Source organism: Flavobacterium sp. (assembly GCF_027484705.1).
In the GTDB taxonomy this organism is placed as follows: Bacteria; Bacteroidota; Bacteroidia; order Flavobacteriales; family Flavobacteriaceae; genus Flavobacterium.
Genome location: NZ_JAIXSL010000012.1, coordinates 19,972 through 43,839, shown reverse-complemented (window position 1 = coordinate 43,839; position 23,868 = coordinate 19,972). Strand labels below are relative to the sequence as shown.

24 protein-coding genes are annotated in these 23,868 nt (G+C 40.2%); 5 read left to right on the top strand and 19 right to left on the bottom strand.

Annotation, left to right across the window (positions count from 1 at the left end):
• Positions 1 to 62: 62 nt before the first annotated feature.
• From atpA to Q0058_RS06865, 9 genes are all read right to left on the bottom strand, one after another.
• A complete protein-coding gene (gene atpA / locus Q0058_RS06905; RefSeq protein ID WP_298222234.1) occupies positions 63 to 1,640 on the bottom strand; it encodes a F0F1 ATP synthase subunit alpha in 1,578 nt (525 codons plus the stop codon).
• Between the two features lie 17 nt (positions 1,641 to 1,657).
• Positions 1,658 to 2,191, bottom strand: a complete 534-nt coding sequence (atpH, locus tag Q0058_RS06900) for an ATP synthase F1 subunit delta (protein ID WP_298222232.1) — start codon at positions 2,189 to 2,191, stop codon at positions 1,658 to 1,660.
• A 1-nt stretch (position 2,192) separates the two neighbouring features.
• Entirely contained in the window at positions 2,193 to 2,693 is a 501-nt protein-coding gene (locus Q0058_RS06895) for a F0F1 ATP synthase subunit B (protein ID WP_298222230.1), read from the bottom strand.
• Positions 2,694 to 2,779: 86 nt separating this feature from the next.
• Positions 2,780 to 2,971 carry an ATP synthase F0 subunit C gene (gene atpE / locus Q0058_RS06890; RefSeq protein ID WP_108369812.1) on the bottom strand — a complete coding sequence of 64 codons (192 nt, stop codon included), beginning with the start codon at positions 2,969 to 2,971 and terminating at the stop codon, positions 2,780 to 2,782.
• Positions 2,972 to 3,005: 34 nt separating this feature from the next.
• A complete protein-coding gene (atpB, locus tag Q0058_RS06885; protein WP_298222227.1) occupies positions 3,006 to 4,136 on the bottom strand; it encodes a F0F1 ATP synthase subunit A in 1,131 nt (376 codons plus the stop codon).
• Between the two features lie 117 nt (positions 4,137 to 4,253).
• Positions 4,254 to 4,652: a hypothetical protein gene (locus Q0058_RS06880; protein ID WP_298222225.1), complete on the bottom strand. Its 399-nt coding sequence runs from the start codon at positions 4,650 to 4,652 to the stop codon at positions 4,254 to 4,256.
• 2 nt (positions 4,653 to 4,654) lie between these two features.
• On the bottom strand, positions 4,655 to 4,894 hold the full coding sequence (locus tag Q0058_RS06875; RefSeq protein WP_298222223.1) for an AtpZ/AtpI family protein: 240 nt from the start codon (positions 4,892 to 4,894) through the stop codon (positions 4,655 to 4,657).
• On the bottom strand, positions 4,854 to 5,264 hold the full coding sequence (locus tag Q0058_RS06870; protein WP_298222221.1) for a polymer-forming cytoskeletal protein: 411 nt from the start codon (positions 5,262 to 5,264) through the stop codon (positions 4,854 to 4,856). The genes Q0058_RS06875 and Q0058_RS06870 overlap by 41 nt, the downstream gene beginning before the upstream one ends.
• Positions 5,265 to 5,266: 2 nt before the next feature.
• Positions 5,267 to 8,116 (bottom strand): tetratricopeptide repeat protein, encoded by a 2,850-nt coding sequence (locus Q0058_RS06865; protein WP_298222219.1) that lies wholly within the window; start codon positions 8,114 to 8,116, stop codon positions 5,267 to 5,269.
• Between the two features lie 184 nt (positions 8,117 to 8,300).
• Here Q0058_RS06865 and Q0058_RS06860 point away from each other — a divergent pair, with 184 nt between their 5' ends.
• Entirely contained in the window at positions 8,301 to 9,350 is a 1,050-nt protein-coding gene (locus tag Q0058_RS06860; RefSeq protein ID WP_298222217.1) for a ferredoxin--NADP reductase, read from the top strand.
• A gap of 43 nt (positions 9,351 to 9,393) precedes the next feature.
• On the opposite strand, the gene Q0058_RS06855 is transcribed toward Q0058_RS06860, so the two are convergent.
• Positions 9,394 to 10,398: a glycosyltransferase family 9 protein gene (locus Q0058_RS06855; protein WP_298222215.1), complete on the bottom strand. Its 1,005-nt coding sequence runs from the start codon at positions 10,396 to 10,398 to the stop codon at positions 9,394 to 9,396.
• A gap of 256 nt (positions 10,399 to 10,654) precedes the next feature.
• Positions 10,655 to 11,260, bottom strand: a complete 606-nt coding sequence (locus Q0058_RS06850; RefSeq protein ID WP_298222213.1) for a DUF4254 domain-containing protein — start codon at positions 11,258 to 11,260, stop codon at positions 10,655 to 10,657.
• Positions 11,261 to 11,518: 258 nt separating this feature from the next.
• Between Q0058_RS06850 and upp the strand changes: the two genes are divergently transcribed.
• Entirely contained in the window at positions 11,519 to 12,172 is a 654-nt protein-coding gene (gene upp / locus Q0058_RS06845) for a uracil phosphoribosyltransferase (protein ID WP_298222211.1), read from the top strand.
• Here upp and Q0058_RS06840 read toward each other — a convergent pair.
• On the bottom strand, positions 12,167 to 13,096 hold the full coding sequence (locus Q0058_RS06840; protein WP_298222209.1) for a DUF6427 family protein: 930 nt from the start codon (positions 13,094 to 13,096) through the stop codon (positions 12,167 to 12,169). The genes upp and Q0058_RS06840 overlap by 6 nt on opposite strands.
• 64 nt (positions 13,097 to 13,160) lie before the next feature.
• On the opposite strand from Q0058_RS06840, the gene Q0058_RS06835 reads away from it, so the two are divergent.
• Entirely contained in the window at positions 13,161 to 13,394 is a 234-nt protein-coding gene (locus Q0058_RS06835) for a uracil phosphoribosyltransferase (RefSeq protein ID WP_298222207.1), read from the top strand.
• Here Q0058_RS06835 and purD read toward each other — a convergent pair.
• Entirely contained in the window at positions 13,383 to 14,660 is a 1,278-nt protein-coding gene (gene purD, locus Q0058_RS06830; RefSeq protein WP_298222205.1) for a phosphoribosylamine--glycine ligase, read from the bottom strand. The genes Q0058_RS06835 and purD overlap by 12 nt on opposite strands.
• Before the next feature lie 132 nt (positions 14,661 to 14,792).
• Between purD and Q0058_RS06825 the strand changes: the two genes are divergently transcribed.
• Positions 14,793 to 16,103 (top strand): phenylacetate--CoA ligase family protein, encoded by a 1,311-nt coding sequence (locus Q0058_RS06825; protein WP_298222521.1) that lies wholly within the window; start codon positions 14,793 to 14,795, stop codon positions 16,101 to 16,103.
• Here Q0058_RS06825 and Q0058_RS06820 read toward each other — a convergent pair.
• The 6 genes from Q0058_RS06820 to Q0058_RS06795 all read right to left on the bottom strand — a co-directional run bounded on the left by Q0058_RS06820 (position 16,087) and on the right by Q0058_RS06795 (position 23,181).
• Positions 16,087 to 16,866, bottom strand: a complete 780-nt coding sequence (locus Q0058_RS06820) for a glycosyltransferase family 2 protein (RefSeq protein WP_298222203.1) — start codon at positions 16,864 to 16,866, stop codon at positions 16,087 to 16,089. The two genes, Q0058_RS06825 and Q0058_RS06820, sit on opposite strands and share 17 nt — an antisense overlap.
• A 2-nt stretch (positions 16,867 to 16,868) precedes the next feature.
• The gene (locus Q0058_RS06815; RefSeq protein ID WP_298222201.1) at positions 16,869 to 18,221 is read right to left on the bottom strand and encodes an undecaprenyl-phosphate glucose phosphotransferase; all 1,353 of its coding nucleotides are present in this window, start codon (positions 18,219 to 18,221) and stop codon (positions 16,869 to 16,871) included.
• Positions 18,221 to 19,204 carry a UDP-glucuronic acid decarboxylase family protein gene (locus tag Q0058_RS06810; RefSeq protein WP_298222199.1) on the bottom strand — a complete coding sequence of 328 codons (984 nt, stop codon included), beginning with the start codon at positions 19,202 to 19,204 and terminating at the stop codon, positions 18,221 to 18,223. Before Q0058_RS06810 ends, Q0058_RS06815 begins: the two co-directional genes overlap by 1 nt.
• 5 nt (positions 19,205 to 19,209) lie before the next feature.
• Positions 19,210 to 20,223, bottom strand: a complete 1,014-nt coding sequence (locus Q0058_RS06805; RefSeq protein WP_298222197.1) for an O-antigen ligase family protein — start codon at positions 20,221 to 20,223, stop codon at positions 19,210 to 19,212.
• A gap of 646 nt (positions 20,224 to 20,869) precedes the next feature.
• Entirely contained in the window at positions 20,870 to 21,913 is a 1,044-nt protein-coding gene (locus Q0058_RS06800; RefSeq protein WP_298222195.1) for an O-antigen ligase family protein, read from the bottom strand.
• A 164-nt stretch (positions 21,914 to 22,077) separates the two neighbouring features.
• Positions 22,078 to 23,181, bottom strand: a complete 1,104-nt coding sequence (locus Q0058_RS06795) for a DUF1972 domain-containing protein (RefSeq protein ID WP_298222193.1) — start codon at positions 23,179 to 23,181, stop codon at positions 22,078 to 22,080.
• Between the two features lie 105 nt (positions 23,182 to 23,286).
• Between Q0058_RS06795 and Q0058_RS06790 the strand changes: the two genes are divergently transcribed.
• Positions 23,287 to 23,856, top strand: a complete 570-nt coding sequence (locus Q0058_RS06790) for a hypothetical protein (protein ID WP_298222192.1) — start codon at positions 23,287 to 23,289, stop codon at positions 23,854 to 23,856.
• Positions 23,857 to 23,868: the final 12 nt, after the last annotated feature.

Genomic DNA, 23,868 nt, shown 5'->3' with positions numbered 1-23,868 from the left:
AATGATGAATTTTGAATTGTAAATTTTGAATGCAATTTACAATTCAAAATTCAAAATAATATTTAGTTGTATTTTGCTGAAATTTCTTTAGCGGCATTCTCGATGACGTCAGTGATGTTGTCATCTAATTTTCCTGCTTTCAAAGCGTTCAGCGTATCTTTATGTTTGCTGTTCATGTAGTCTAGGAAATCTCTTTCGAATTCTTTGACTTTGTTCACAGGAACATTTCTAAGCAAGTTTTTAGAACCCGCGTAGATGATCGCTACTTGATTTTCTACAGGATACGGGTCGTTAAGACTTTGTTTTAGAATCTCAACGTTTCTTCTTCCTTTTTCGATAACGTTCAAAGTAACGGCGTCAAGGTCAGAACCGAATTTGGCAAACGCTTCCAATTCGCGGAATTGTGCCTGGTCAAGTTTTAACGTACCGGAAACTTTTTTCATCGATTTGATCTGAGCGTTACCTCCGACACGGGATACCGAAATACCTACGTTGATTGCAGGACGAACTCCTGAGTTGAACAAATCTCCATCCAAGAAAATCTGTCCGTCCGTAATCGAGATTACGTTGGTTGGAATATACGCAGAAACGTCACCCGCTTGTGTTTCGATGATTGGCAATGCTGTTAACGAACCACCACCTTTCACGATAGATTTTAAAGTGTCTGGCAAATCGTTCATATTTTTAGCAATCTCATCGTTGTTGATGACTTTACAAGCTCTTTCCAATAAACGAGAGTGCAAGTAGAAAACGTCTCCAGGATAAGCCTCACGACCCGGTGGCCTTCTTAGCAAAAGAGACACCTCACGGTATGCTACCGCCTGTTTAGACAAATCATCATATACAATCAAAGCCGGACGGCCTGAATCTCTGAAATATTCACCGATCGCAGCACCCGCCATTGGAGCGTATACCTGCATCGGAGCTGGGTCAGAAGCATTAGCGGCAACGATTATCGTGTAAGCCATAGCGCCTCTTTCTTCCAACATTTTGGCAATTCCTGCAACTGTCGAAGCTTTTTGTCCGATCGCTACGTAGATACAAAATACTGGCTGACCAGCATCGTAAAATTCTTTTTGGTTAAGGATCGTATCAAGACAAACTGTTGATTTACCAGTCTGACGGTCACCAATCACAAGCTCTCTTTGTCCGCGTCCTACCGGGATCATCGCATCAACGGCTTTTACTCCGGTTTGCAATGGCTCAGTTACTGGCTGACGGAAGATAACTCCCGGTGCTTTTCTTTCCAAAGGCATTTCGTATAAGTCGCCACCTATTGGTCCTTTCCCGTCGATTGGGAAACCAAGCGTGTTGACTACACGTCCTACCATTTGTTCCCCTACTTTAAGGGACGCGATACGTTGTGTTCTTTTGGCTGTTGAACCTTCTTTGATTCCAGTAGAAGCTCCTAAAAGTACTACACCCACATTGTCTTCCTCTAAGTTCAAAACGATGCCTTCAAGACCGTTTTCGAATTGAACCAACTCACCATACTGTGCGTTCGTAAGCCCGTAAATACGAGCAATACCATCACCCACTTGAAGTACGGTTCCTACTTCTTCTAAGGTAGCACCGGATTCGAATCCTTCTACTTGTTTCTTTAATATTGCTGAAATTTCAGCAGGTTTAATTTCCGCCATAATTAGTGATATAATAACTAGTTACTTAATTCTCTTTGTAATACTTGCAATCTGTTGGCCACCGAAGCGTTGTATTGCTGGTCGCCTATTCTTAGGATAAATCCGCCAATAATGGCAGGATCTACGATATTTTCGATAATGACTTTCTTGTTGGAAAAGGTCAGGATTTTGGCCAGTACTTTAGCTTCAAGTGCCGCATCCATTGGAATGGCTGTGGTTACTGTGGCTTTTTCCATGCCGTTCATTTCGTCGAACTGTCGGTTGTATTCCGAAGCGATGGCGCTCAGGATTTCGAACCTTTTGTTCTCGTGCAACAATCGGAAAAGGCTTTTGGTCACGGCGTTCGAAGCTGAAAAAACTTCTGAAATCGCGCTGTTCTTTACCTCAACTCCGGTCGTCGGATTCATGATGAAAGTGCTCAATTCGGCATTGCCATCAATGGTTGAAGCAATCAAAGCCATGTCATTGTTGACTTCCGTCGCAACTCCTTTGGAATGTGCGATGTCAAGAATGGCCTTGGCGTAACGGATTGCTGCTCTTGTACCTGCCATATTAGTTTAATTTAGTATCACCCAACATTTTCTCGACCAATTTCACTTGGGCTTCTTTGTTAGACAATTCGTCTTTCAATAATTTCTCAGCAATTTCTAAAGATAGCGATGAAACCTGTGCTTTCAATTCCGCCATGGCTGCATTTTTTTCGCTCACGATAGCCGCTTTGGCCTGCTCAATCATTTTCTGACCTTGTGCTTGTGCTTCGTGTTTTGAATCTGCAATCATTTTTTCTTTAAGTTCACGGGCTTCTTTTAGCATAGCGTCGCGCTCCATTCTTGCTTCCTGCAAAATACGTTGGTTGTCGGCCTGAAGGTTCTGCATTTCATTTCTTGCATTTTCAGCAGACAGTAATGCGTTTCTGATGCCTTCTTCTCTTTCGTTAACGGCGTCTAAGATGGGTTTCCATGCGAATTTTTTCAACAAGAAAATCAATCCGACAAAAATCAACAACTGCCAGAAGAACAAACCGAACGAAAAATCATTTACTAACTTTTCCATATGATATAGGTAAAATATTTATTGTCTTTAATTTAATGTTTAAATAAAAGCCGCAACCAACCGTTACGGCTTTTAAGTTTTTTCAATTACGATGCGAAAATCGCAGCGAAACCAATACCTTCAATAAGGGCAGCAGCGATAAGCATAGCGGTCTGGATTTTTCCAGTAGCTTCTGGCTGACGAGCAATCGCATCCATGGCAGAACCACCGATTCTTCCGATACCGATACCTGCTCCGATTACTACTAAACCTGCTCCAATAATTCTAGGGATTTCCATAATAATATATATTAAAAATTAAACATTCAATTGATTAGTGCGCTTCCTCGTGATGGTGCTCTTCGTTAGCCGAACCGAAATACAATGCCGATAACATCGTAAAGATATAAGCCTGTAAAAGCGCCACAAGAATCTCAATTGTCGACAGCGCGAACGACAATAAGAATGACAAGCTTCCGCCTATCCAGCTCTTGAATAAAAAGATCAACGCGATCAAACTCATCAATACGACGTGTCCTGCGAAAATGTTCGCGTAGAGACGAATCATTAATGAGAATGGTTTTATGATCACACCCAAAAGTTCGATTGGGGCCAAAATGATTTTCATCGGAGTCGGTACGCCCGGCATCCAGAAAATGTGTCCCCAATAGTTTTTATTCGCCGTGAAATTCGTAATCAACGCAGTGATGATCGCCAAACCAGCAGTAATGGCAATGTTTCCTGTAACGTTGATGCCCAGCGGCGTGAGTCCGAACATATTCAAAAACCAAATGAAGAAAAAGATGGTCAACAAATAGCTCATGTATTTTTTATAGTGTTTTTCGCCAATGTTTGGGATGGCGATTTCATCTCTGATGTACAACACGATGGGTTCGAAAAGTCTTCCGACTCCGGCTGAAATTCCACCGTTTTTCGCGAATGATTTGGCAAGGCTCGTGAACAACCAGAACATCAATAACGCTACGACCATCAAGGTCAATACGCTTTTGGTAATGGAAAAGTCAAGCGGTCTTACATTCGTTGGATGATGTTCGTCTCCTGTTAAAGTTCCGGAAGCGTCGGTTTTGTATATTTTTTCGTCGTGGCCTAAAACGTAGTAGTTTCCATTTGATTCGGCTGGTTTTCCGTGTTCGAATTTTGAAGAAGAGAAAACGTGCACGCCGTTATCCCATAAAATGATTGGCAACGGGAAGCCATATTCTTTTTGGGCTTCTTCGTCTTCAAAAAGGATGAAACTGTGCGAATCTAAAACGTGGTGGTTTTTGAAAGCGTCGATTTTCGATTTCAAATCAGTCGGTTCCGCATGCGCTTCGTGCTGTTCTGCCACTGCAGTTTCAGCCGATACTTTTAAGGTATCCTGAGTAGTATTTGCAAAACTAAATAAAGGAAGAAACGCAACCAAAACGGCTGCTATAAATTGAAGTGATTTTTTTGAAAACACCATATCTGCTAATTAACTTAATTTTTACTTTCAGAAATTTGGTGCAAAGGTACATTTTTAATTAATATTTTCAAGAACTAAAAAATATTTTTTTGAGGAAATTATGGTTTTAAAAACGATTTATTGCTTATTGTTTAAAATCCTTATCGTAACTGTAGTTTCTATTGTCAAAAACAACGCAAAAACGATAAAAAAATTAATTTTCTCCGAAGCGCCGTTGGCATTAGCCAAATGCAATACCGGCCAAAGGAAAATATAAGACAAAACCATTTTAGCGACTGTAACCAATAAAAAAGTATAACCGACATAATCGATGCTTTTGGATTTAACGGTTAACAATATAAAAAGAATGCTCAACGAACAACAAGTGAAAAACGCATACAACGTTTCAAGCGAATAATAAAATCCTGAAAATTTCGGATGGTCGGCATTGAAAAGAAATACCAATTTATGGATTCCGTAAGCGATAAACGCGGCAAACAAAACTTCAAAAACCGGACGGTACTTTTTGGTATCCATAATTATTCGTCAGAAGATTTGTTGATTTCTTTAAGTTGTCGGTTGATGTTGTAAAATGCTAACGCTACGCCAACCATGGTGAAGATTTTGACATAAACCGAATGCGGATTGGGATACTTACCGTCGAGCCATTTGCCCAAATAAGCGAACGCAAAAACAATCGCGCCCATCTGTATCGGAATATTGATCAGCGCCAACCATTTATTGTTGTTCCGCTTCTTCTGGTTTGGGTTGGTCGTCATGAGCGGCAGGTTTGGGATTGGTTTTCATAATGCAGGTGGCACTGAATGCGGCGCCTGGTTCTACAGACAGTTTGGCGCAAACCACTTCACCGTGAATGATCGCTTTGGCCTTGACGTTTAAAACTTCCGCTACCTGAATCTTGCCGTCAAACTTTCCTTCGATGTCGGCATTTTTGCAAATGATGTCGCCTTTGATGCTTCCGGCAGGGCCAATGACAAGTTTGCCATTCGATTGGAAATTCCCAACCAAATCCCCGTCGAGCCTGAAATCTGTCTGGGAAAGAATATTTCCTTTGATGATCGTGCCCTCAACAAGCCTGTTCGTTTTTCCGAGTAAATCCGTGTATGATTTTGGCTTTTTATCAAACATGCTTATCGTTTTTCGCCTTTGTCTTGTCTTTGTTCTTTCCCTTTCGGATTTTCCGGATCAGGACTTGATGGCATTCCCGGTGGCAGTTGATTGAACTGATTTTGGGTTTCTGCCGCCTTTTCTTCCCTAACAGCTCTTTCTCTTTCCTGCACATTTTTAGGCGCCATACTTCTGGCTTTAGGAACATACGGTTTTGGCGGCAACGGATCGGAATAAGGCGTGGTCAGGTATTCCTCGAAGTTTTTCTTCATCTGAACAATCTTATAATTCTCGTTCGAAATGATGTAGGCCGTTTCGGCAATTTTATATTCTTTGAATTCCTTCAATATCGATGCAATTCCTTTGGCATATTCGAGATCTTTCAAACCATGGATGACGATAAAATTCTTATCCATCGTATAAATATCGTAGGAAGTACTCAACTTGTCCAAACTTCTGCCTTCGATGAATTTCTTGATTTTGTCCTGAATAGCCTTGGTTGTTTTGTCTTCAGGGTTGTCAGATTTGTATAGGATTTTCCAGCTTAATGGTTTCACTTGGTAAAACTGTAGGCCTTCCATTGCAGGAACGGTCGTCTTCAATAATTCTTCGGCGAATTTACCTTCCTGACTGTTGGGATAATTCAGCGCTACGAAGTTCAAGGTTTTTTTGTATTCACCCAAACCGGCCAATCGGCCTAAAACGTTAGCTTTGAGCAATTCGAATTTGGGCACAATCTCTTCTCCGTTGAATTGGTCAATGGCCAGGTTAAGGTTGGTCAGCGCCGCTTTGATGTCTCCGGATTCATATAGTTTGAATATCCTGTCGTAATTGGCTTCAGGGGTATCAGTCAAAGCATTTCCGGCTCCATTAGTATTACCTAGAATCTGTGCATATCGCGATTGCGGGAATTCGTTGATGATTCGGTTTTTCATCGCCAAAGCCTTGTCCTTATCGATGATATCGTAGATTTTATAAAGGTTATACATCGAAGGCAGAATCAGTCTTTCTTCTGGTTTGTTTTCAAGAAGGGTTTCTAACTTCGTGGCGGCTAATTTATATTCCTTGAATTTCTCTTTATAAATCACACCCAACTGATAATACGCAAAATTACGCTCTTTGGCAATACTGTCAATCGCGGTCTGCTTTCTTGGCAATTGTTTGAGGTAAAAGTCAGCCGTGTATTTCGCTTCGGTCTTATCTTTTCCTTTGGTTTCTTCAGCGATTTTTTGATCTTCTTTATCTGTATTTTCCTGCTCTTCAGCTATCGCATTGGTTTTATCCTGCGTGATTCTCCAGTTGTTCCTATAAGCCCTGTCGCCCCATTTTTTCTTAAACTCAGATTTTCCGAAAGCAACCGTGCTAGGATTGTAGAAGTAAAATTTGCTGTTGCCCGAAGAAGCCGTTGGCGCATTAGATTCTGAAGGTCTTGGCGGTCTCTTCTCACCGAGTACGCCAGACTTATCAATATCCCTTCCGTCCTTGTCTACTTTTCTTTCAACACCATCATCCCCTTTTTCTTTCGCTTCTTTATCTTTGGCCTCTTTTTCTTTGAGTCTCTTTTCGTCGGCTTTCTTCAATTTAGAAATATAGTCTTCATAATAAGCTATTCTATCCGATTCAGGCATAGCCGAAAGCCTAAGAATACTGTCATTGCGGGTGGCGATGCCTTCATATTTGATGACGTCCACCAAATTGTCTCTTTTTTTGGTGATGAATCTATGCTCGCGCGTTCTTGGCTCGAGTTGCACCAAAGTACTGTCGTAATATTTTCCGGCGGTGACGTATTTTGCTTTTTTGAAATAAAGGTCGCCCAGATTCCTATAATTGGAAGCCACCAGATATTTGTCGATGACTCTTGTGTTTAAAGAAACGTTGTAATACTTGATAGCCAGCGAGTCATTGTTATTCTTCTCATAAAACAATCCCATCTGGTAATTAAGGAAATTGAGATAAGGGCGGTTTTCACGGTCTTTAAGCAATTTTCTGTATTTTGTAAGGAACGCCAAAGTATCGCCATTTTCAAAATTACCAAGATTGGCCTGTCGCAAATGCGCATGAATGACATATTGTTTCGCCGCTTTTCTTTTCATGTCAATCACTGATTGATATGACGCAAACGCACTGTCTTTTTGACCCATTTGTTCGTAAAGCTGCCCTAAAATAAAATGGTAACGCGCTCTTTCCTCTTTCGATTTGGTAAACTGTTTGGCAAGTTTGAGTTTGGCTACTGCGCTGTCTTTTTCTCCTAAATTGAGGAAAGCCTGTGTCAAGGCCGCATTGGCATCAGCAAAAATCTGATCTTTATATTTGATTTCCTTAAACAGATTTCTGAGATTCTCAACTGCAATCGCATCGTTGTCGAGTCGCATATTGGTTTTTTCACGCCAAATTTTCGCCTCATTGATTCGGTTGCTGTTCGAATGTTTGTATAGAATATAATTGAAAGCCTCTAAAGCAGGGATAAACCTTTGGTCGTAATATCTTGATTTACCGAGCAACAAGTGCGCTTCATCCATCTGGTAGTTTTTCTCAGAGCCGCCGATATTCATCGAATGCTTCTGGATGGCTTTGGTCGCTTTAGTTTCCGCTCTGGTGAAATTTGGGTTTTCAGTGGCTTCACCCGGCATCGCCTGTTCTTTCTTAACCTGCATTCTTTCAATCGGCAAAATTTCCCAGAAATTGTCTTTGTATTGCAATTTGAGTTCGTCGATGCCTTTGTCTAAGGCCAATCCGCCATTATAAAGAATGTTGTCTTTGGTGCTTAAGGCGTGGGAATTTCGGGAGATGAACGTGTTCTTTTTAACCGAACAAGCTATCAGAACAAGCAATAAGGAAACTATAGAAAGATACTTGAGTATGTTAGTTTTCAATGTAAAACGGTTTTTCTTAAAACTTCTAAAAGTCGATTTTAGTATATTGACTGGTAAAAATACGTTTCTTTTTGATATGGCGAAAATTATCCGCTAAAAGTTTAGTTTTGCCGCTTTAAAAATATTCATTCACACATAAGCAGGTTTTCTTAGAGGTTTCCTACTTTTGTAAAAAATTTAATTCATGTCATCATTCTATAAATTAAACATCAAAGAAGTGCGTCGTGAAACCAAAGATGCGGTTTCTGTCTTGTTTAATATCCCATTGGAATTTCAGGATTTTTACCGTTTTACAGCCGGTCAATACCTTAACATCAAATTGACTTTAGACGGCAATGAAATCCGGCGCGCCTATTCTATTTGTTCGGCGCCGCAAAGTTCAGAACTCAGAATTGCCGTGAAAGCAGTTACTAATGGCGCTTTTTCCGCTTTTGCCAACGCGCAACTCAAAGCCGGCGATACTTTAGAAGTCGGAACGCCCGAAGGAAAATTCACCATAGAACCCGATGCGGATCGTTTGAAAAATTATCTGGCTTTTGCTGCCGGAAGCGGTATCACGCCTGTGATGTCGATTATTCAAAGCATCCTGATCGGCGAACCAAAAAGCACTTTCGTGTTGGTTTATGGAAATAAAACCCCGGAAGACACGATTTTCCACAAAGAATTACATGAGCTGCAACTGAAATATGTAGGCCGCTTTTTTGTGCATTATGTATACAGCCAAGCCAAAGTGGAAGGCGAATTGTTCGGAAGGATTGAAAAATCAACAGTCAATTTTGTGCTCAACAACAAACACAAAGAAATCGATTTTGATAAATTTTTCCTTTGCGGACCGGAAGCTATGATCAATACGGTTGCGAACGTTTTAAAAGAACGCAACATCAAGGAATCTGCGATTAAATTCGAACTATTCTCGACCTCAACACCTGATGCTAAAGTCAGCACGCCAGACGGTCACACGAAAATCACGATTCTGGTCGATGACGAAGAAACCACTTTCGAGATGTCGAAAAAACAAACGGTTCTCGAAGCGGCTTTGAAACAAGGCATCGACGCTCCTTATTCGTGTCAGGGCGGAATCTGCAGCAGTTGCCTCGGAAGAATCACTTCTGGTACCGCGATGATGTCCAAAAATTCTATTCTGACCGATGGTGAAATTGCCGAAGGCTTGATTCTGACTTGCCAGGCGCATCCGACTTCCGATACGATTTATGTAGATTACGATGATGTTTAAAATCATCTCAACATCAAAAAACTTCTCAGCAATGGGAAGTTTTTTATTTTATAGTTGTTTTGATTTTGGCCACGACTTCTTCGGGTGAAATCGTTCGCATGGCTTCTTCGTAACCTGCCTCTTTTTTATTGCCATAAACCGAAGTCGGTAATTTTGGAAATTGTTTTCTGTCGGGAATCAATGCGTTTTCTATAGGTTGGTTGAACGGCAAAAATCCTGCATACGGATGCGTCGCTCCGAAAAGCGTAATCACTTCCACGCCATACATTGCGGCGATATGCCCGTTTCCGGAATCCATTGAGAGCATTACATCTAGGTGGCTGATGAGTTGCAATTCCTGTTCAAACAATAATGTTCCGGTAACCACTTTGACGTTTTCCGAATCTTTTGAAAGCGATTCGAGTTGTTGCATTTCCGAATGGCCGCCAAAAAGAAAAATCTGTATCCTCCGATCTTGCGCCAACTGCTGAATGACTTGCCGCATCAAATCTAACGGATAGACTTTTGAATCGTACTGCGCAAACGGTGCGATGCCGATCCAGTGGTTTGTTTTTGCTCCGGCGAAATCAAAAACGGCTTTGTCTAATTTTGGTTTGGATGGAAATGTCGGTTGTGACAAATCAATAGGAAAACCAAGTGTTTCAAATGTTTTGGCGTGGCGCTCGAACATCGTAGGCAACGGTTTGAAGATTTTGTTTTCTGCGCGCGTCAAGGCTTTTTTTTCTGCACGGCCTTTATCGGTGAAAGCCACTTTCTTTCCGCTCCAGGCGAAAAATGTGCGGACAACTTTGGAACGCAAAACGTTGTGTAAATCGGCAAACGCATCGATCGACAACGGTTTCAAATCGCGGTACAAGCGGAACAATCCTGAGAAACCTTTGTGTCTTTTTTTATCGAACGCGAAAAAAGTCAAGTTCGGAATATCATTAAAAAAAGGTCTGTAGAATGGTCTTGAAATTACGGTTACTCGAACATTCGGATATTGTTGCACGAGTGCACGCAAAACAGGAACCATCATGGCGACATCTCCCATCGCGGAAAGTCTCATGACGGCTATATGTGGTTGTTTTTCTGGCAAGTTTTTGTGAAGTGAAAAGCCCTAGCCCGGATAATTTGATATTAAGAGGAGAATGTCCAGTGGACATTCGGCTTTACCAGTAGCTATAGGCTTCCTTAATTTTAAATTTTAACCTAATGTTGAATCTTCTAAAAAACCCTAGCCCTGATAGCAGTGGAAATCCTTTTGCTTCGGTGTTCGAAGCGAAAGATTGCAACGGATAGCAGGTTCCCGGCTCCTAAAAAAATTACTTTTTATTCTGGTACAACACCGGATTGAGTTCGTCGTCGTTGTACATTTTCATCTGTTTGTAGACTTTCATGAATTTGTCGCCGCTTTCGATATCGTGAATCAAGTCATCTATGGCTGTGGACAAATCGGTGCGTTGCTCCAAAAGCACATTGAGTTTCGCCTGGCACTTGTCTTTGTGCTCCTGCGAAGCTTCTGGGCGGTTGACTTCTTCCTGCATGTGGTAGATTTTCAAAGCCAAAATTGACAAACGATCGAACGCCCAAGCCGGACTTTCCGAGTTGATTTTAGCCGCAGGTTTTACGTTAACGTGGCTGTATTTCTGAAGGAAATAGCTGTCGATGTATTCTACCATATCGGTGCGCTCTTGGTTCGAGGCGTCGATTCTTCTTTTTAAAGTTAAAGCGGCCACCGGATCGATTTGCGGATCGCGGATGATGTCTTCGAAATGCCATTGCACGGTATCGATCCAGTTTTTGTGGTACAACAAATGCTCGAATTGGTCTTTCGGAAACGGGTTGCTGATCGGTTGGTCAACATTATCGAACTGGTGATAATCCTGAATACTTTTCTCGAAAACGGAATACGCTAATTTGGAAAACATATCTTTACATTTAAACTTTGAGGCAAAGATACTTTTTATACTTTTACGGGAGAAAAAAAGTTGCTTTTCTGAGTGGCTGAGTTTCTGAGTGCCTAAGATACTGAGTTTTTAGGAGCCGGGAACCTGCTATCCGCCATATCTTTTGCGCCGAACTCCGGCACAAAAGGATAAACGCTCCTATCAGGGCTAGGCACTCTTCAAACCAAGTCGCACTCAGAAACTCAGGCACTCAGCTACTCAGTCACTAAAAAACAAAATATGCAAATCCACTATTTATCCGAAGACAACAGCATCCTCAACCACTTTTTAGGTCAAATCCGAAACATCAACGTGCAGCACGACAGCATGCGTTTCCGAAGGAATATCGAGCGCATTGGCGAAGTGATGGCGTATGAATTGAGCAAAGGTTTAAACTACAGAAACATCGAAATCCAGACGCCGCTCGGCATCAAGAAAACGACCGAAATTGCGAATCCTTTGGTGTTGTGTTCGATACTTCGCGCCGGTTTGCCTTTGCATTTGGGCTTTCTGAATTACTTTGACAGTGCTGAAAATGGGTTTGTTTCAGCTTACCGTCACCATCCAAATAATGATGATTTCTTTGATATTTTAGTCGAATACCAAGCGGTTCCGAACCTGCACGATAAAACTTTATTACTCATCGATCCGATGTTAGCCACTGGCCAATCTATGGTTGCGGTCTATAACAAACTCATGGAGAAAGGCGTTTCAAAAGAAGTGCATATCGCCGTAGTAATTGCTGCGCCGCAAGGCATTGCATACCTCAAAAAACACTTGCCGGACAACTGCCATTTGTGGGTGGCGACTTTAGACGAAACTTTGAACGCTAAAAATTATATCGTCCCAGGATTGGGCGATGCGGGTGATTTGGCTTACGGGAATAAATTATAATTGCGCAAAAAACGCAAACAGCCCAGCGAGAATAAGGAACGCCAAAACCACTTCTTTCTTCCATTGCGCTTGTGGCGTTTCGATGTGTGTTGTGATGACCATTGATAAAGGCGCAAAAGTATAAATCAGCAAATCATTCGATTTGTTTGGGGAAATCGCAAAAACCGCGATACCGATAATGATCATCGAAAGTATCTTCTTGTAAGTAGGATGCAAAATCAACGGGCGGTTGGACATCGAAAGCAATAATAAAATTACAAAGAACACTGCAATAGTAGCATACACAGATAAAGCGAGATTCTGGAAATGGCTCGTGAAATAATCGATTCTCAAATCGATGACAGATTGTGCTAACAAACGACTGATCCAATCGGTTTTGAAGTATAAAGCGCTCGCCATAAAAATCACCGCCACCGCGAAAAATGCAATGATCGGCAGAAACCAATTCCTATAATCCCGGGCGACGTGAAAAAGCACCGCGATGAAAATCAAAACGAGGTAAAGAATGCTCCAGAAGTGAAACAAGGCTGCAATGCAAACCCAAATCGACGCATCGAAAATTTTCTCTTTTGAAGATTTGAGCGAATGCAACGAAACGATTCTTCGCATCGCCAATATGATAAAAAAGTTCGAGATCAATAAAGCCGTATTGTTGAAAACCGAAGGAAAAAATAACATAAACAGCAAATAGAACAAAACCGTGTAGGCGCTGTCTTTGCTCATGCCGTTTTTCTTCACCACAAAATTAACGATAAAAAGTGAGGCTAAAATGACCGCCAACAAACTCATCTTGACCGTGATGGCCCAAAGCGAATTCTGTCCTGTGGCATGCTTAATCTGATACACAAAAAAGAAAAAAAGTACCCCTAAAATGACGACCGAATAATTTAATGGTGTAGATTTTCTAAAAAGACTTGTTATCATGAGGATATTTTATACTTTTGTGACTGTAAATATAATACTTGTTTAAAAAAACATACGACATATTATGAGAGCATTTTTTGAAGGAATACAATGGTTGTTTGAAAACATCTTTTTTTGGCCACTCAATCAGTTGAGAACTCTTGAGCTTTCTAGCTGGTTCGGAGCTAATACCATCAACTGGATTTTCATGGCGATTTGCAGTTATGCCACTTGGTACTGGTGCAAACAACTGACCATGCACAAAGCAAGCGGTGAAGAAAACCAAGATACTACGGCACATTCTTTCTTAACCAAGTAAGTCAAAACCGATATCTTTTCTGTAATACATCGTATCGAAATGTAATTGATTTATATTTTGATACGATTTTTTTATGGCTTCCTGAAAATCCTTTCCATACGAAGTCACGGCCAAAACCCTTCCGCCGTTGCTAACGACTTTTCCATTTTCAGTTTTGGTTCCTGCGTGAAAAACGATGGAATCTTCAATATTTTCTATTCCTGAAATTTCTTTTCCTTTTTCATAATCTTCGGGATAACCGCCTGAAACGACCATAACTGTGGTCGCGCTTCTGGAATCAATTTCTAATTCAACTTCATCGAGTTTTTGGTTAGCCACTGCGATAAACAATTCGACCAGATCATTCTTCAGTCTTGGAATCACGACTTCGGTTTCGGGATCGCCCATCCTGACGTTGTATTCAATGACAATCGGTTCGCCTTTCACATTGATGAGTCCAATAAAAATAAAACCTTGATATGGAATCGCGTCTTTCTGCAAACCTTCCACCGTCGGGATTACAATGCGTTTTTCTATTTTCTCCATCAAAACAGCATCTGCAAATGGCACTGGTGAAATGGCGCCCATGCCTCCGGTGTTCAAACCCGTATCGCCTTCCCCGATGCGTTTGTAATCTTTGGCCGTGGGAAGTATTTTATAATTTTTCCCATCCGTCAGCACGAAACAACTGAGTTCGATGCCGTCAAGAAATTCTTCAATGACCACTTTTGAACTCGCCTGTCCGAACTTGGCGCCGACAAGCATATTGCGCAATTCCTGTTGGGCTTCCTTTAGATTTTGTAGAATCAAGACGCCTTTTCCCGCGGCCAAACCATCCGCTTTTAAAACATATGGCGGTTGAAGCGTTTCTAAAAAGCGGCATCCTTTTTCAACGGTTTCTTTGGTGAAACTGTCATAAGCGGCGGTTGGAACGCGGTGTTTTACCATAAATTCCTTGGCGAATTCTTTACTGCCTTCGAGTTGCGCTCCAACTTTAGATGGACCAATAACCGGAATGGATTGAAGTTGATTGTCGTTTTTGAAAAAGTCGAAAATGCCCTGTACTAACGGATCTTCAGGACCGACCACGACCATTTCAATGTTTTCTTCCAAAACCAATTTTTTAATCGCTTGGAAATCGGTCGGACTGATATTGACATTGGTCGCAATAGCGTCAGTTCCTGCATTTCCCGGTGCTACGAAAAGTTGCGTGCAAAGTGGCGACTGGATCATTTTCCAGGCAAAAGCATGTTCGCGGCCGCCCGAGCCTAAAAGTAAAATGGTCATGTGGGTATTTTTAGTTGTGTCTGGCAAAAATACTGGCTTTTGGACGTTTATCGTAATTAATTTTTAAAAAAATCGCGGTTCTGGGAAGATACTAATCCGTAAATATTATTTTTGATGAAAATAAACGATCCGGTGTTCAAACTTTTCAACCTTTCGCTGCAACTCAATGGTTTTCCACTTCGGAAAGCCAAGACTGAATTGGCTAAAATTGTAAAGTTCTCGGAACCGGATTATAATGCTTTTCTCGACTCGAAGAAAAAAGAGATTTTCGAATTCCACTGCAACAACAATCCTTATTATAAAAGTTTACTTGGCGATAAAACTATTGAAAAATGGGAAGACATTCCTGTGATGCGCAAAATCCATTTTCAGAAACCATTGGAGCAGCGCTTATCGAAAGGTTACTCCAAAAAAAATGTCTACATCAATAAAACTTCAGGTTCGAGCGGCGATCCGTTTGTGTTTGCCAAAGACAAATTCTGCCACGCGCTGATTTGGGCGAACATCATGCGGAGGTTTCATTGGTACGGCATTGATTTCAACCATTCCTTACAAGCCAGATTTTACGGAATGCCGTTGGATTTTATCGCCAATAAGACTTTGCGGCTCAAAGATTTTCTGAGCCATCGCTACCGTTTCAATATTTTTGATTTTTCGGATGCGGCTATGGGAAGAATGCTCGCGAAATTCCAGAACACCAAATTCGATTACATCAACGGTTATACGAATTCGATTGTTCTGCTCGCGAAATTTTTACAGAAAAAACAATTGTTCCTGTGCGACATTTGCCCGACTTTGAAGGTTTGTATCGTCACTTCGGAAATGCTTTTTGACGACGATAAGAAATTGCTTCAGGAACGTTTCAATATTCCGATCATCAATGAATATGGCAGCGCCGAGCTCGACATCATCGCTTTGGAAGACCCGAAAGGCATCTGGAAAGTAAACTCCGAAACGCTGTTCGTTGAAATTCTGGATGAAAATGACAAGGTTTTGCCTTACGGGCAAGAAGGCCGCATTGTCGTGACTTCGCTTTATAACAAGGCGCATCCGATGATCCGTTATGAAGTCGGCGACATTGGCGTTTTGGATGAAAAAAGTACTTTACAATATCCGATTCTAAAAAAACTTACCGGAAGAACCAACGATATCGCAATACTACCAAGCGGAAAAAAATCACCGGGAATGACGTTCTATTCGATTACCAAAAAACTGTTCGATGACGACGGCAATGTGAAGGAATTCGTAATCACGCAAACCAAAACCGATACTTTTGAAATTGATTATGTCAGTGAAAATGAGCTGAACGAAAGTGAAATTTCGCACATCAAAAATGTACTTGATCAGTTTTTGGAATCAGGTCTGGTTTACAAATTCAATCGAAAAGACCGCATCGAAAGAGGAAAAAGCGGGAAGTTGAAACAATTTAAATCGTTGGTCTGATTTTCTTTACATAGAAAGGTTTGACAAGCAATTGCATGACCAAAAAACCCATCATGCAACACAAAGAAATTACGGTATTGAATCCGTAGAAGATGCGATACACGTTGTAATTGTGCTGCAGTAATTTTATTTTTGAGGATGAGATAGAATCCTGTCGCACGCGATAATAAGCCAAACTTTCGGGAATCGTTTGCGCTGTTTTCACTTTCCGCAAAATCGTCAGCCAAACCATCCAGTCTTGCCGTTTCCTGAGACTTGAGATTGGAATTTTCCCAAACTCGCGCGTGTCATAGATTCCGGTCAGGTTGCCGACGAAATTGCAAAAGAACAGTTGCCAGTATTTTAATTTTAAAGGCGCTTCCACTCTTTTATTAAGCGGTTGGCCGACTTCATCAATACAATCGTAAAATGAAAAGGTAAAAGACTGGTTTTGGGTTTGCAGAAAATCGATTTGTTTCTGAAGTTTTTCGGGTTTCCACAAGTCATCTGAATCTAAAAAAGCGATATAAGTTCCGGCTGCCATTGAAACGGCTTGGTTTCGCGCAACTCCGGCACCGGCATTTTTGTGGAGTTTGTAAAATTTAATCCGGTTATCCGAGGCTGCAAATTGGAGAACAATGGGTTCGGTTTGGTCGGTAGAACAATCATCGACAATGATCATTTCCCAATTAGAATAGGTCTGGTTTTGGGCAGAAGTGATGGTTTCGGCAATAAATTTCTCTGAATTGTAAGTAGGCGTAATAATGGATACCAACGTTTCCATGGTTAGTAAGCTTTCTCCTCGCCTTTGATGGCGTTGTATAAGGTCATGAATATGATCTTGATATCCAGCAGGATCGACCAGTTTTCCACATAAAAAATATCATATTTTACCCTGTAGATGATGTCTTTGTCGTTCTCCACTTCGCCGCGGTATCCGTTGGTCTGTGCCAATCCGGTGATTCCGGGTTTGATGAAATGGCGCACCATAAATTTGTCGATTCTTCTCGCGTACATTTCAGTGTGGCTTACCATGTGTGGTCTTGGCCCTACTACGGACATGTCGCCGAGCAAAACATTGAAAAACTGTGGCAATTCGTCGATGCTGGTTTTGCGGATGAATTTCCCGACCGTTGTGATTCTTGGGTCATTTTTAGAGACTTGTTCCAAATCAGCAATCTCATTCAAATTCATGGAACGGAACTTAAAACAATTGAATTCTTTATAATTGAGTCCGTTTCTTTTTTGCCTGAAAAAAACAGGACCGCTGGATTCGAGCTTGATGAATATGGCCATCAGCGGTGTCAGCCATGAAAGCAATCCGATGATGATCCCGACAGAAAACAAGATGTCGAACGCTCTTTTGACCATCTGGTTGATGACATCGTCCAAAGGAATGTTTCTGAGCGAAAGTATCGGAATGTAGCCGTAATAATCGAGTTTGAGGTTTCTGGCAAAGAGTTCGTTGTTGTCTGGCAGGAACTTTAGAATTTTCAGATTGTTGTCCGAAAAATCTATGAAGTGGTCAATTTGGGTATTCGACAAACTCGTTAAAGAGCAGTAAATTTCATCGATATAATTCTTGAGAACAAAATCCTGACATTCTTCAATCTTCGCTTTTTTATCGCCTTCAAAGTTAAAGACCTTCACGAGTTTATAACCGTAATCGGGATTGTCATTGAAAAATTCCTCGAGTTGTCCGACACTTTTCCCGTTGCCAACAATGATGACCCTTCTGAAATTACCACCGTAAAAAACACGGTATTTTCTCAAGAAGAAATAGATTGACAATTTACATATTAAGACCGCGGTTATCGAAAGAATCGTATAGCTTAATATGATTTTCGAGTTGGTATCTTTGACATAAAATCCGGAAAAGGCATAACAAGAAATCGTAAACAAGATGAATTGCCGGATGACTTTACTGATGATCGAGACTACTTTGGTAAACCTGTAGACTTCGTAAAACTGCACGTTGAAGGCAATGATGACCCAAGTGAATGAGGTGAAAACCAGAAAATAGGGCGAGAATAGATCTCTAGAAATTATCAGATAAGAAAATAAGTTGATTATAATCAAATCTAATAAATAAGAAAAAGGCCTAATGTAACTCGAGTATCTACCTGTTTTGTTTCTCATTAACTAATATACTTGGAAAAATCTTTATGCTCTTCTTTTAGCAATTCTTCGGAAGATAATGATTTGAAATAATCGTAAGTGATTTTCATGCCTTCGCTTCTCGATACTTTAGCTTCCCAGCCCAAAATGGTTCTGGCCTTTGTTGTATCGGGTTTTCGCTGAAGCGGATCGTTGGTCGGCAAAGGAAAATAGACTACTTTTTGTGTGGTTCCGGTAAGTTTGATGATTTCGTCCGCAAAATCTTTGATCGTAATCTCATCCGGATTGCCGATGTTGACAGGATAAATATAATCTGAATGTAAGAGTCGGAAAATGCCTTCGACTTGATCATCAACATAGCAAAAAGAACGCGTTTGCGAACCGTCACCAAAAATGGTCAAATCTTCACCGCGCAAGGCCTGCCCAATAAATGCAGGGATGACCCGTCCGTCATTGAGGCGCATTCTTGGACCGTAAGTATTGAAGATTCTGACGATGCGTGTCTCAACACCGTGAAAAGTATGATAGGCCATCGTGATGGATTCCTGAAAACGTTTGGCTTCGTCGTAAACGCCGCGCGGCCCGATGGTATTGACATTCCCATAATATTCTTCCGTTTGTGGGTGCACCAATGGATCACCATAAATTTCAGAAGTGGAAGCGATTAATATTCTTGCTTTTTTCACGCGAGCCAATCCCAGAAGATTGTGCGTTCCAAGCGAGCCCACTTTTAAGGTTTGGATCGGTATCTTTAAATAATCAATCGGGCTGGCTGGAGAAGCGAAGTGTAAAATGTAATCTAAATCGCCCGGAACATGGACGAACTTCGTGACATCGTGGTGGTAGAATTCGAAATTTTCAAGTTTGAAAAGATGTTCGATGTTTTTAAGATCACCGGTGATCAGATTGTCCATTCCTATAACAAAATAGCCTTCTGCGATGAAGCGGTCACACAGGTGTGAACCCAGAAATCCAGCGGCACCTGTAATTAAAATTCTTTTCATATGATTTATTTCTTTTCTGTTTCTTGAATCGAAGTGGAATTAAACAAACAATAAAGAACAATAAAAAAAACAATTCCTCTTTGTCTGCAAAAAAACGATTCCGACAAAAATAGCATTATCATTGTGATTGCAAAAGTAATATGAAGAAAATCTTTATACTTAAATGCGTTTTTAAGATTTATGAAAAGCATGAAAACCAAAATCAAAAAACCAATCACGCCCAACTCGGCAAAAGTTTGAACATATTGGTTGTGGAAGTTATAGGTTCCGTATAGCGGATTCAGATTGTGTTGTTTCGCTTTAGCCTGAATGTAATCCTGCGAACCTTCCAACCCAAAGCCTTTCAGGAAAATGGGTTGCTCGGCCAATAGTTCCGAAAAAATCCTAAGTTGATAAATTCTAAGCGCTGTGCCGGGGAAAAAACTATTTTGATGAAAATCCTTTTTGCTCCAGGCTTCATTGATGCTGACATTGTAGATATTCTGATTGTCTTTGGTCAGGTTATCGTTGAGCGTATTGTCAATAAACGCCGTTTCATATTCGATCAGAAAACGCTCTCTAACCTCTTTGACAAACAACACGGAGAGAAATAAAAATACCGAAACAGAAAGAATGGTCAGTGTTTTTGTTCCTGAAGGAATCGTGACAAAAAAAGCATAATAGCAAATCACAATAATAAAATCTATCGTAATAATGCTCTTCGAAGACAACAAAAAGATCAATAGCGCGAGAATAAAAACACAGGCTTTTTCAATATTACTCTTGACCGGAATCTGAATGAAATGAAAAACAGCCAAAGACGCAAAGACGGATATATAGATGGCTCCGGGATCGTAAGGCACCAATTCGTTGTGAAAAAAAACAGCCGTATTATAGGTCTCGAAATATCTCAGAGACGCTTTTGCCAGAAAAAACAATCCGAACAAAACCATCCCAAAGCTATAAAACCGAATGATTCTTTGGAGTGCTTGTTTGGTTAATTTAGGCAAGAAAACAAACGCTAACGGAATAAATAACATGGACAATTGTTTCTGAGCGCCCAAAAGAGATCGGTCAAAGTCATTCGACCATAAAAGCGACACCACCATCAACACAAAATAGGCTATAGGCCAATAATAAACGGGCTGAAAATTGGTGCTCTTCTTATTGAAAAACAAGGCCCAAACTACAAAGAGTATCGTAGCTAGGCTCGTATATATATTTTTTAAGGAAAGGGTGATTAATATTATTGCTAAAAGAGAATGCGTAATATTCGACTCCTGAAGAAACTTAACTTTATAAAATTTATAAATGTTTGTCATTATGATATCCAAAAGATAATTGATTTATAATCAACCTATAGGCTTCGATTACTTTTTTTACAATTTACTTCATTAAATTATTGAACACTTTAATCCCAATGACACCATTCACTTGCTTTCGAATATTTTGTAACCCAATTCTAATTCGTGTGGGTTTCGATATTTTCTGAAACCTTTTATTAGTCGCCAAAATGCCCGATGTAAGGAAGTCTTGATATCTCATTGTTGAGATATATAACTGATAATTGTTAATAATATTGTGCGTTGCGGTTCCGATTTTCAGTTTATTAACCCAACGCTTGTGTAAGGCTCTGACTACTAATTGATTTTAACAAATATCCCCCAGTACTTAAATGCTCTTTACTTACAAATCGGCCTTTTCTTTACAAAATTTCTGATGCATTAATAGCAAGCTGTATATTGTGGCAAACAAAAAAACGCCTTTTTGCCGACTTAAAAAAGATTCCGTGAAAAAAGAAGCCAAAAATAATATAACAAGTAAGATCTTATATTGATTTCCGGATTTTACAGCATTATAAATCGCCACTATAAAAATGCTTAACAACAATACCAGCCCAATAAAGCCAATTTCTCCGAAGGTCTGCAGGAATTGGTTGTGAAAATTAATCTGGAAATACCCTTTATAGAGATTGTAATAACTGAAATACTGATCCAGAAGATAATCTACATTGTGCAGCCCTAACCCCAATATTCCAAGTTGGTGGTTGGCCATCATTTCGCCCAACAACCTCCATTGGAAAATCCTTACTTCCAGGCCGCTGAATTTATAATCATAAAAGTCCTGACCTGAGAGTACATAATCGAAATTCAGATTCAGTTCTCTTAAAAAACGTGCTTTTATGGGATTCTCTGAAAACATGATTAATAAAACAACGCCAATCAATACCGAAGCGATGATGGCTCCTGTTTTTAGCGTGGTTTTATTTTTAAAAAGCGAAACGACCATTAATAAAAAAGTAGTGGCTATTAAGTTCTTAGACGCTAACATTAAAAGGAAAATCCCTAACAGCATCATGATAAGATAATCCTCTTTCTTTTTGGTCGGCTCATTGAAGGAAAATAAAATACACGTGGCTACCGCTAAAGAAATATAGATCGCATTATTGTCAAAAACCGACACCAGATCATGATAAAAAAAGTGGCTAAAATGCCTGTCTTTCAAAAACAGTAAACCGGCATTCAGGGAACAGAGGAATAAATAAGCCAGCAAACAAAGGCTGAAAATTTTGATTGTCTTTTTCAATTCGTCCGCTCGAAAATCCGGATATTGTGAAATCAGAAAGGGGATTATAATTAACGGCGAGGTGATGCTAATGCCTTTAAGGGTGTTTGAAAAATCCGTGGTCCAGCAAAGCGAAAGTGCTCCCCACAAAAAATAAATGACCATCGGGGAAAAAAAATTATTGAAATGGATTCTTTTGTTGTGAATGTACCGCACAAAGAAAAGCCCACATAAAACCGCTAAAAAAATACCCCCAAGGGCATGTTTAAAGATAATGGTCGATAAAAACAGCCCAAAAATTATGGGTTTGTGCTTATCGGTAAAAGCAATTATTTCTTCTCCTTTATACATTTTTCAATAAAATCTAAATAGGCAGTATTAATGACTTCCCAATCGTATTGATTCCGGATTTTGTTTCTGTTGTTTTCAATCTTTAACGCAATCGCTTCTTGTTTCTTATCGAGTGATAAGTATTCGGCCAATTGGTGCTCATCCGAAAAATAAAAAGCATCCTGTCCTAGTATAGATTTGTTGAAGATGTTATCATGAGCCACCATACAGCAATCACAAGCCATAGCTTCTAACAACGAAGGATTTGTGCCGCCAACGGAATGACCATGAAAATACAAATTAGAATAATACCTCAAATTATTCAATGCCTCCATGTCATAGATGGAACCCAGGAAAACAATCGAGTCATGGGCATTATATTGCTGGTATAAATACTGTCCGAACTTGGTTCCGTTGTGGTTTCCGACCAACAATAGTTTTCGCGAACCCTTTTTTAGCAGGTATCCTTTTATGATGGTTTCCACATTGTTCTCCGGTTCCATTCGGGCAATCAATAAATCGTATGAATAAGGCGTCGTGACAATGGATTGAATTTTAGTAACATCGGGGGAATTGAACAAATCAGCTCCGTAGGCTATAAATTTAGAGGCTTTATTATATTTTTTCGAAATGTATTCCTGTATTCCTATCGAATCAGAAATCAAATAATCACTATGGTTTACCGCCCATTTTTCAGCGTGCATCAAAAACCGCTGCACCATGGCGTTATACTTGGTGCGTTTCCACTCCAGACCATCCATGTTGGTTACTATGATGGCGTTTTTGGGGAATAAAAAAGACCAAATGCTGCTGCTGGTATAACCCAATTGCAAAATCACATCGAAATGTCGCTTTCGGGCATCTAGAATACAGTTCAGGTCGTATAAAAATTGACCGGCGGTTCCTATCTTATCTTCATAATCCTTGCAAACAATTCGTTTTACATTTTTATAAGTATTTTCTTTGTACGGATGAATCGAAGAACAATAGACATAAGCATCAATTCCTTTTTGCTGAAGAAAAATGGAAAAAAATTCTGCGAACTGCTCAAAACCTCCATGATAATTTGGAATTCCCCGTGTACCAAGGATTGCTATTTTCATAATGCGAAGACTGTTTGGGGCAAAAATATATAAATTGAATTTAAAAAAGCAGGAATCTTTATTTTGCTTTTAAAAAATGATACCTTTAAATCCGAAATGGCAACTATGCATCCACTACAATTTAAAATACCGGCAGCAATAAAATCGTTTTTGTTATTTTCATTCCTTTTTTTTTGTGCCAATCTGTTGCTTTCGTGTAACGGGAATAAAGCCCAAAAACAGCAAAATCATTTTAAAGCTTCGATAGATTTGATGGTCTATCGGGACAACTCCATTCAACTTTTTTATGTGCTCAATGCTGATGATTCTTATAATGAGGCCTTCAGCCTGAGAAGAAACATAAAAGCGAGCGATAAGATGCAAAGGCTGGTTTTTGAGTTGCCTTTGGGCGTAAAAGCAAAAAACATCCGCATCGATCTGGGCGAACATGGAAACGAAAATGATTCTTTACAAATTCAAAACATCCGTTTCGAATATAAAAACCGCGTCATCAATGGCAATAATGGCTTGTATAAGACTTGGTTTAAATTCAATCCGAATGTCATTCAAGGAAAAAGCAAGCTGCGCTTTCATTTAAAGAAAGTGAATGGTATTTTTGACCCGCAACTGAATGGCAACAGAACATTAAATGCCAAATTAGTAAAGCTGTTTCCGCCTGACATCTATGAGAAATAGAGGCTCGTGAGA

Coding starts and splice junctions, on each gene's coding strand:
- Q0058_RS06860 (WP_298222217.1), top strand. CDS start 8,301: ATGTCATCATTCTATAAATTAAACATCAAAGAAGTGCGTCGTGAAACC.
- Q0058_RS06815 (WP_298222201.1), bottom strand. CDS start 18,221: ATGAGAAACAAAACAGGTAGATACTCGAGTTACATTAGGCCTTTTTCT.
- Q0058_RS06870 (WP_298222221.1), bottom strand. CDS start 5,264: ATGTTTGATAAAAAGCCAAAATCATACACGGATTTACTCGGAAAAACG.
- atpE (WP_108369812.1), bottom strand. CDS start 2,971: ATGGAAATCCCTAGAATTATTGGAGCAGGTTTAGTAGTAATCGGAGCA.
- Q0058_RS06835 (WP_298222207.1), top strand. CDS start 13,161: ATGAGAGCATTTTTTGAAGGAATACAATGGTTGTTTGAAAACATCTTT.
- Q0058_RS06805 (WP_298222197.1), bottom strand. CDS start 20,223: ATGTTATTTATTCCGTTAGCGTTTGTTTTCTTGCCTAAATTAACCAAA.
- Q0058_RS06855 (WP_298222215.1), bottom strand. CDS start 10,398: ATGAGACTTTCCGCGATGGGAGATGTCGCCATGATGGTTCCTGTTTTG.
- Q0058_RS06875 (WP_298222223.1), bottom strand. CDS start 4,894: ATGACGACCAACCCAAACCAGAAGAAGCGGAACAACAATAAATGGTTG.
- atpB (WP_298222227.1), bottom strand. CDS start 4,136: ATGGTGTTTTCAAAAAAATCACTTCAATTTATAGCAGCCGTTTTGGTT.
- atpH (WP_298222232.1), bottom strand. CDS start 2,191: ATGGCAGGTACAAGAGCAGCAATCCGTTACGCCAAGGCCATTCTTGAC.
- Q0058_RS06820 (WP_298222203.1), bottom strand. CDS start 16,866: ATGGAAACGTTGGTATCCATTATTACGCCTACTTACAATTCAGAGAAA.
- Q0058_RS06790 (WP_298222192.1), top strand. CDS start 23,287: ATGCATCCACTACAATTTAAAATACCGGCAGCAATAAAATCGTTTTTG.
- Q0058_RS06850 (WP_298222213.1), bottom strand. CDS start 11,260: ATGTTTTCCAAATTAGCGTATTCCGTTTTCGAGAAAAGTATTCAGGAT.
- Q0058_RS06895 (WP_298222230.1), bottom strand. CDS start 2,693: ATGGAAAAGTTAGTAAATGATTTTTCGTTCGGTTTGTTCTTCTGGCAG.
- atpA (WP_298222234.1), bottom strand. CDS start 1,640: ATGGCGGAAATTAAACCTGCTGAAATTTCAGCAATATTAAAGAAACAA.
- purD (WP_298222205.1), bottom strand. CDS start 14,660: ATGACCATTTTACTTTTAGGCTCGGGCGGCCGCGAACATGCTTTTGCC.
- upp (WP_298222211.1), top strand. CDS start 11,519: ATGCAAATCCACTATTTATCCGAAGACAACAGCATCCTCAACCACTTT.
- Q0058_RS06800 (WP_298222195.1), bottom strand. CDS start 21,913: ATGGTCATTTATTTTTTGTGGGGAGCACTTTCGCTTTGCTGGACCACG.
- Q0058_RS06840 (WP_298222209.1), bottom strand. CDS start 13,096: ATGATAACAAGTCTTTTTAGAAAATCTACACCATTAAATTATTCGGTC.
- Q0058_RS06810 (WP_298222199.1), bottom strand. CDS start 19,204: ATGAAAAGAATTTTAATTACAGGTGCCGCTGGATTTCTGGGTTCACAC.
- Q0058_RS06795 (WP_298222193.1), bottom strand. CDS start 23,181: ATGAAAATAGCAATCCTTGGTACACGGGGAATTCCAAATTATCATGGA.
- Q0058_RS06880 (WP_298222225.1), bottom strand. CDS start 4,652: ATGGATACCAAAAAGTACCGTCCGGTTTTTGAAGTTTTGTTTGCCGCG.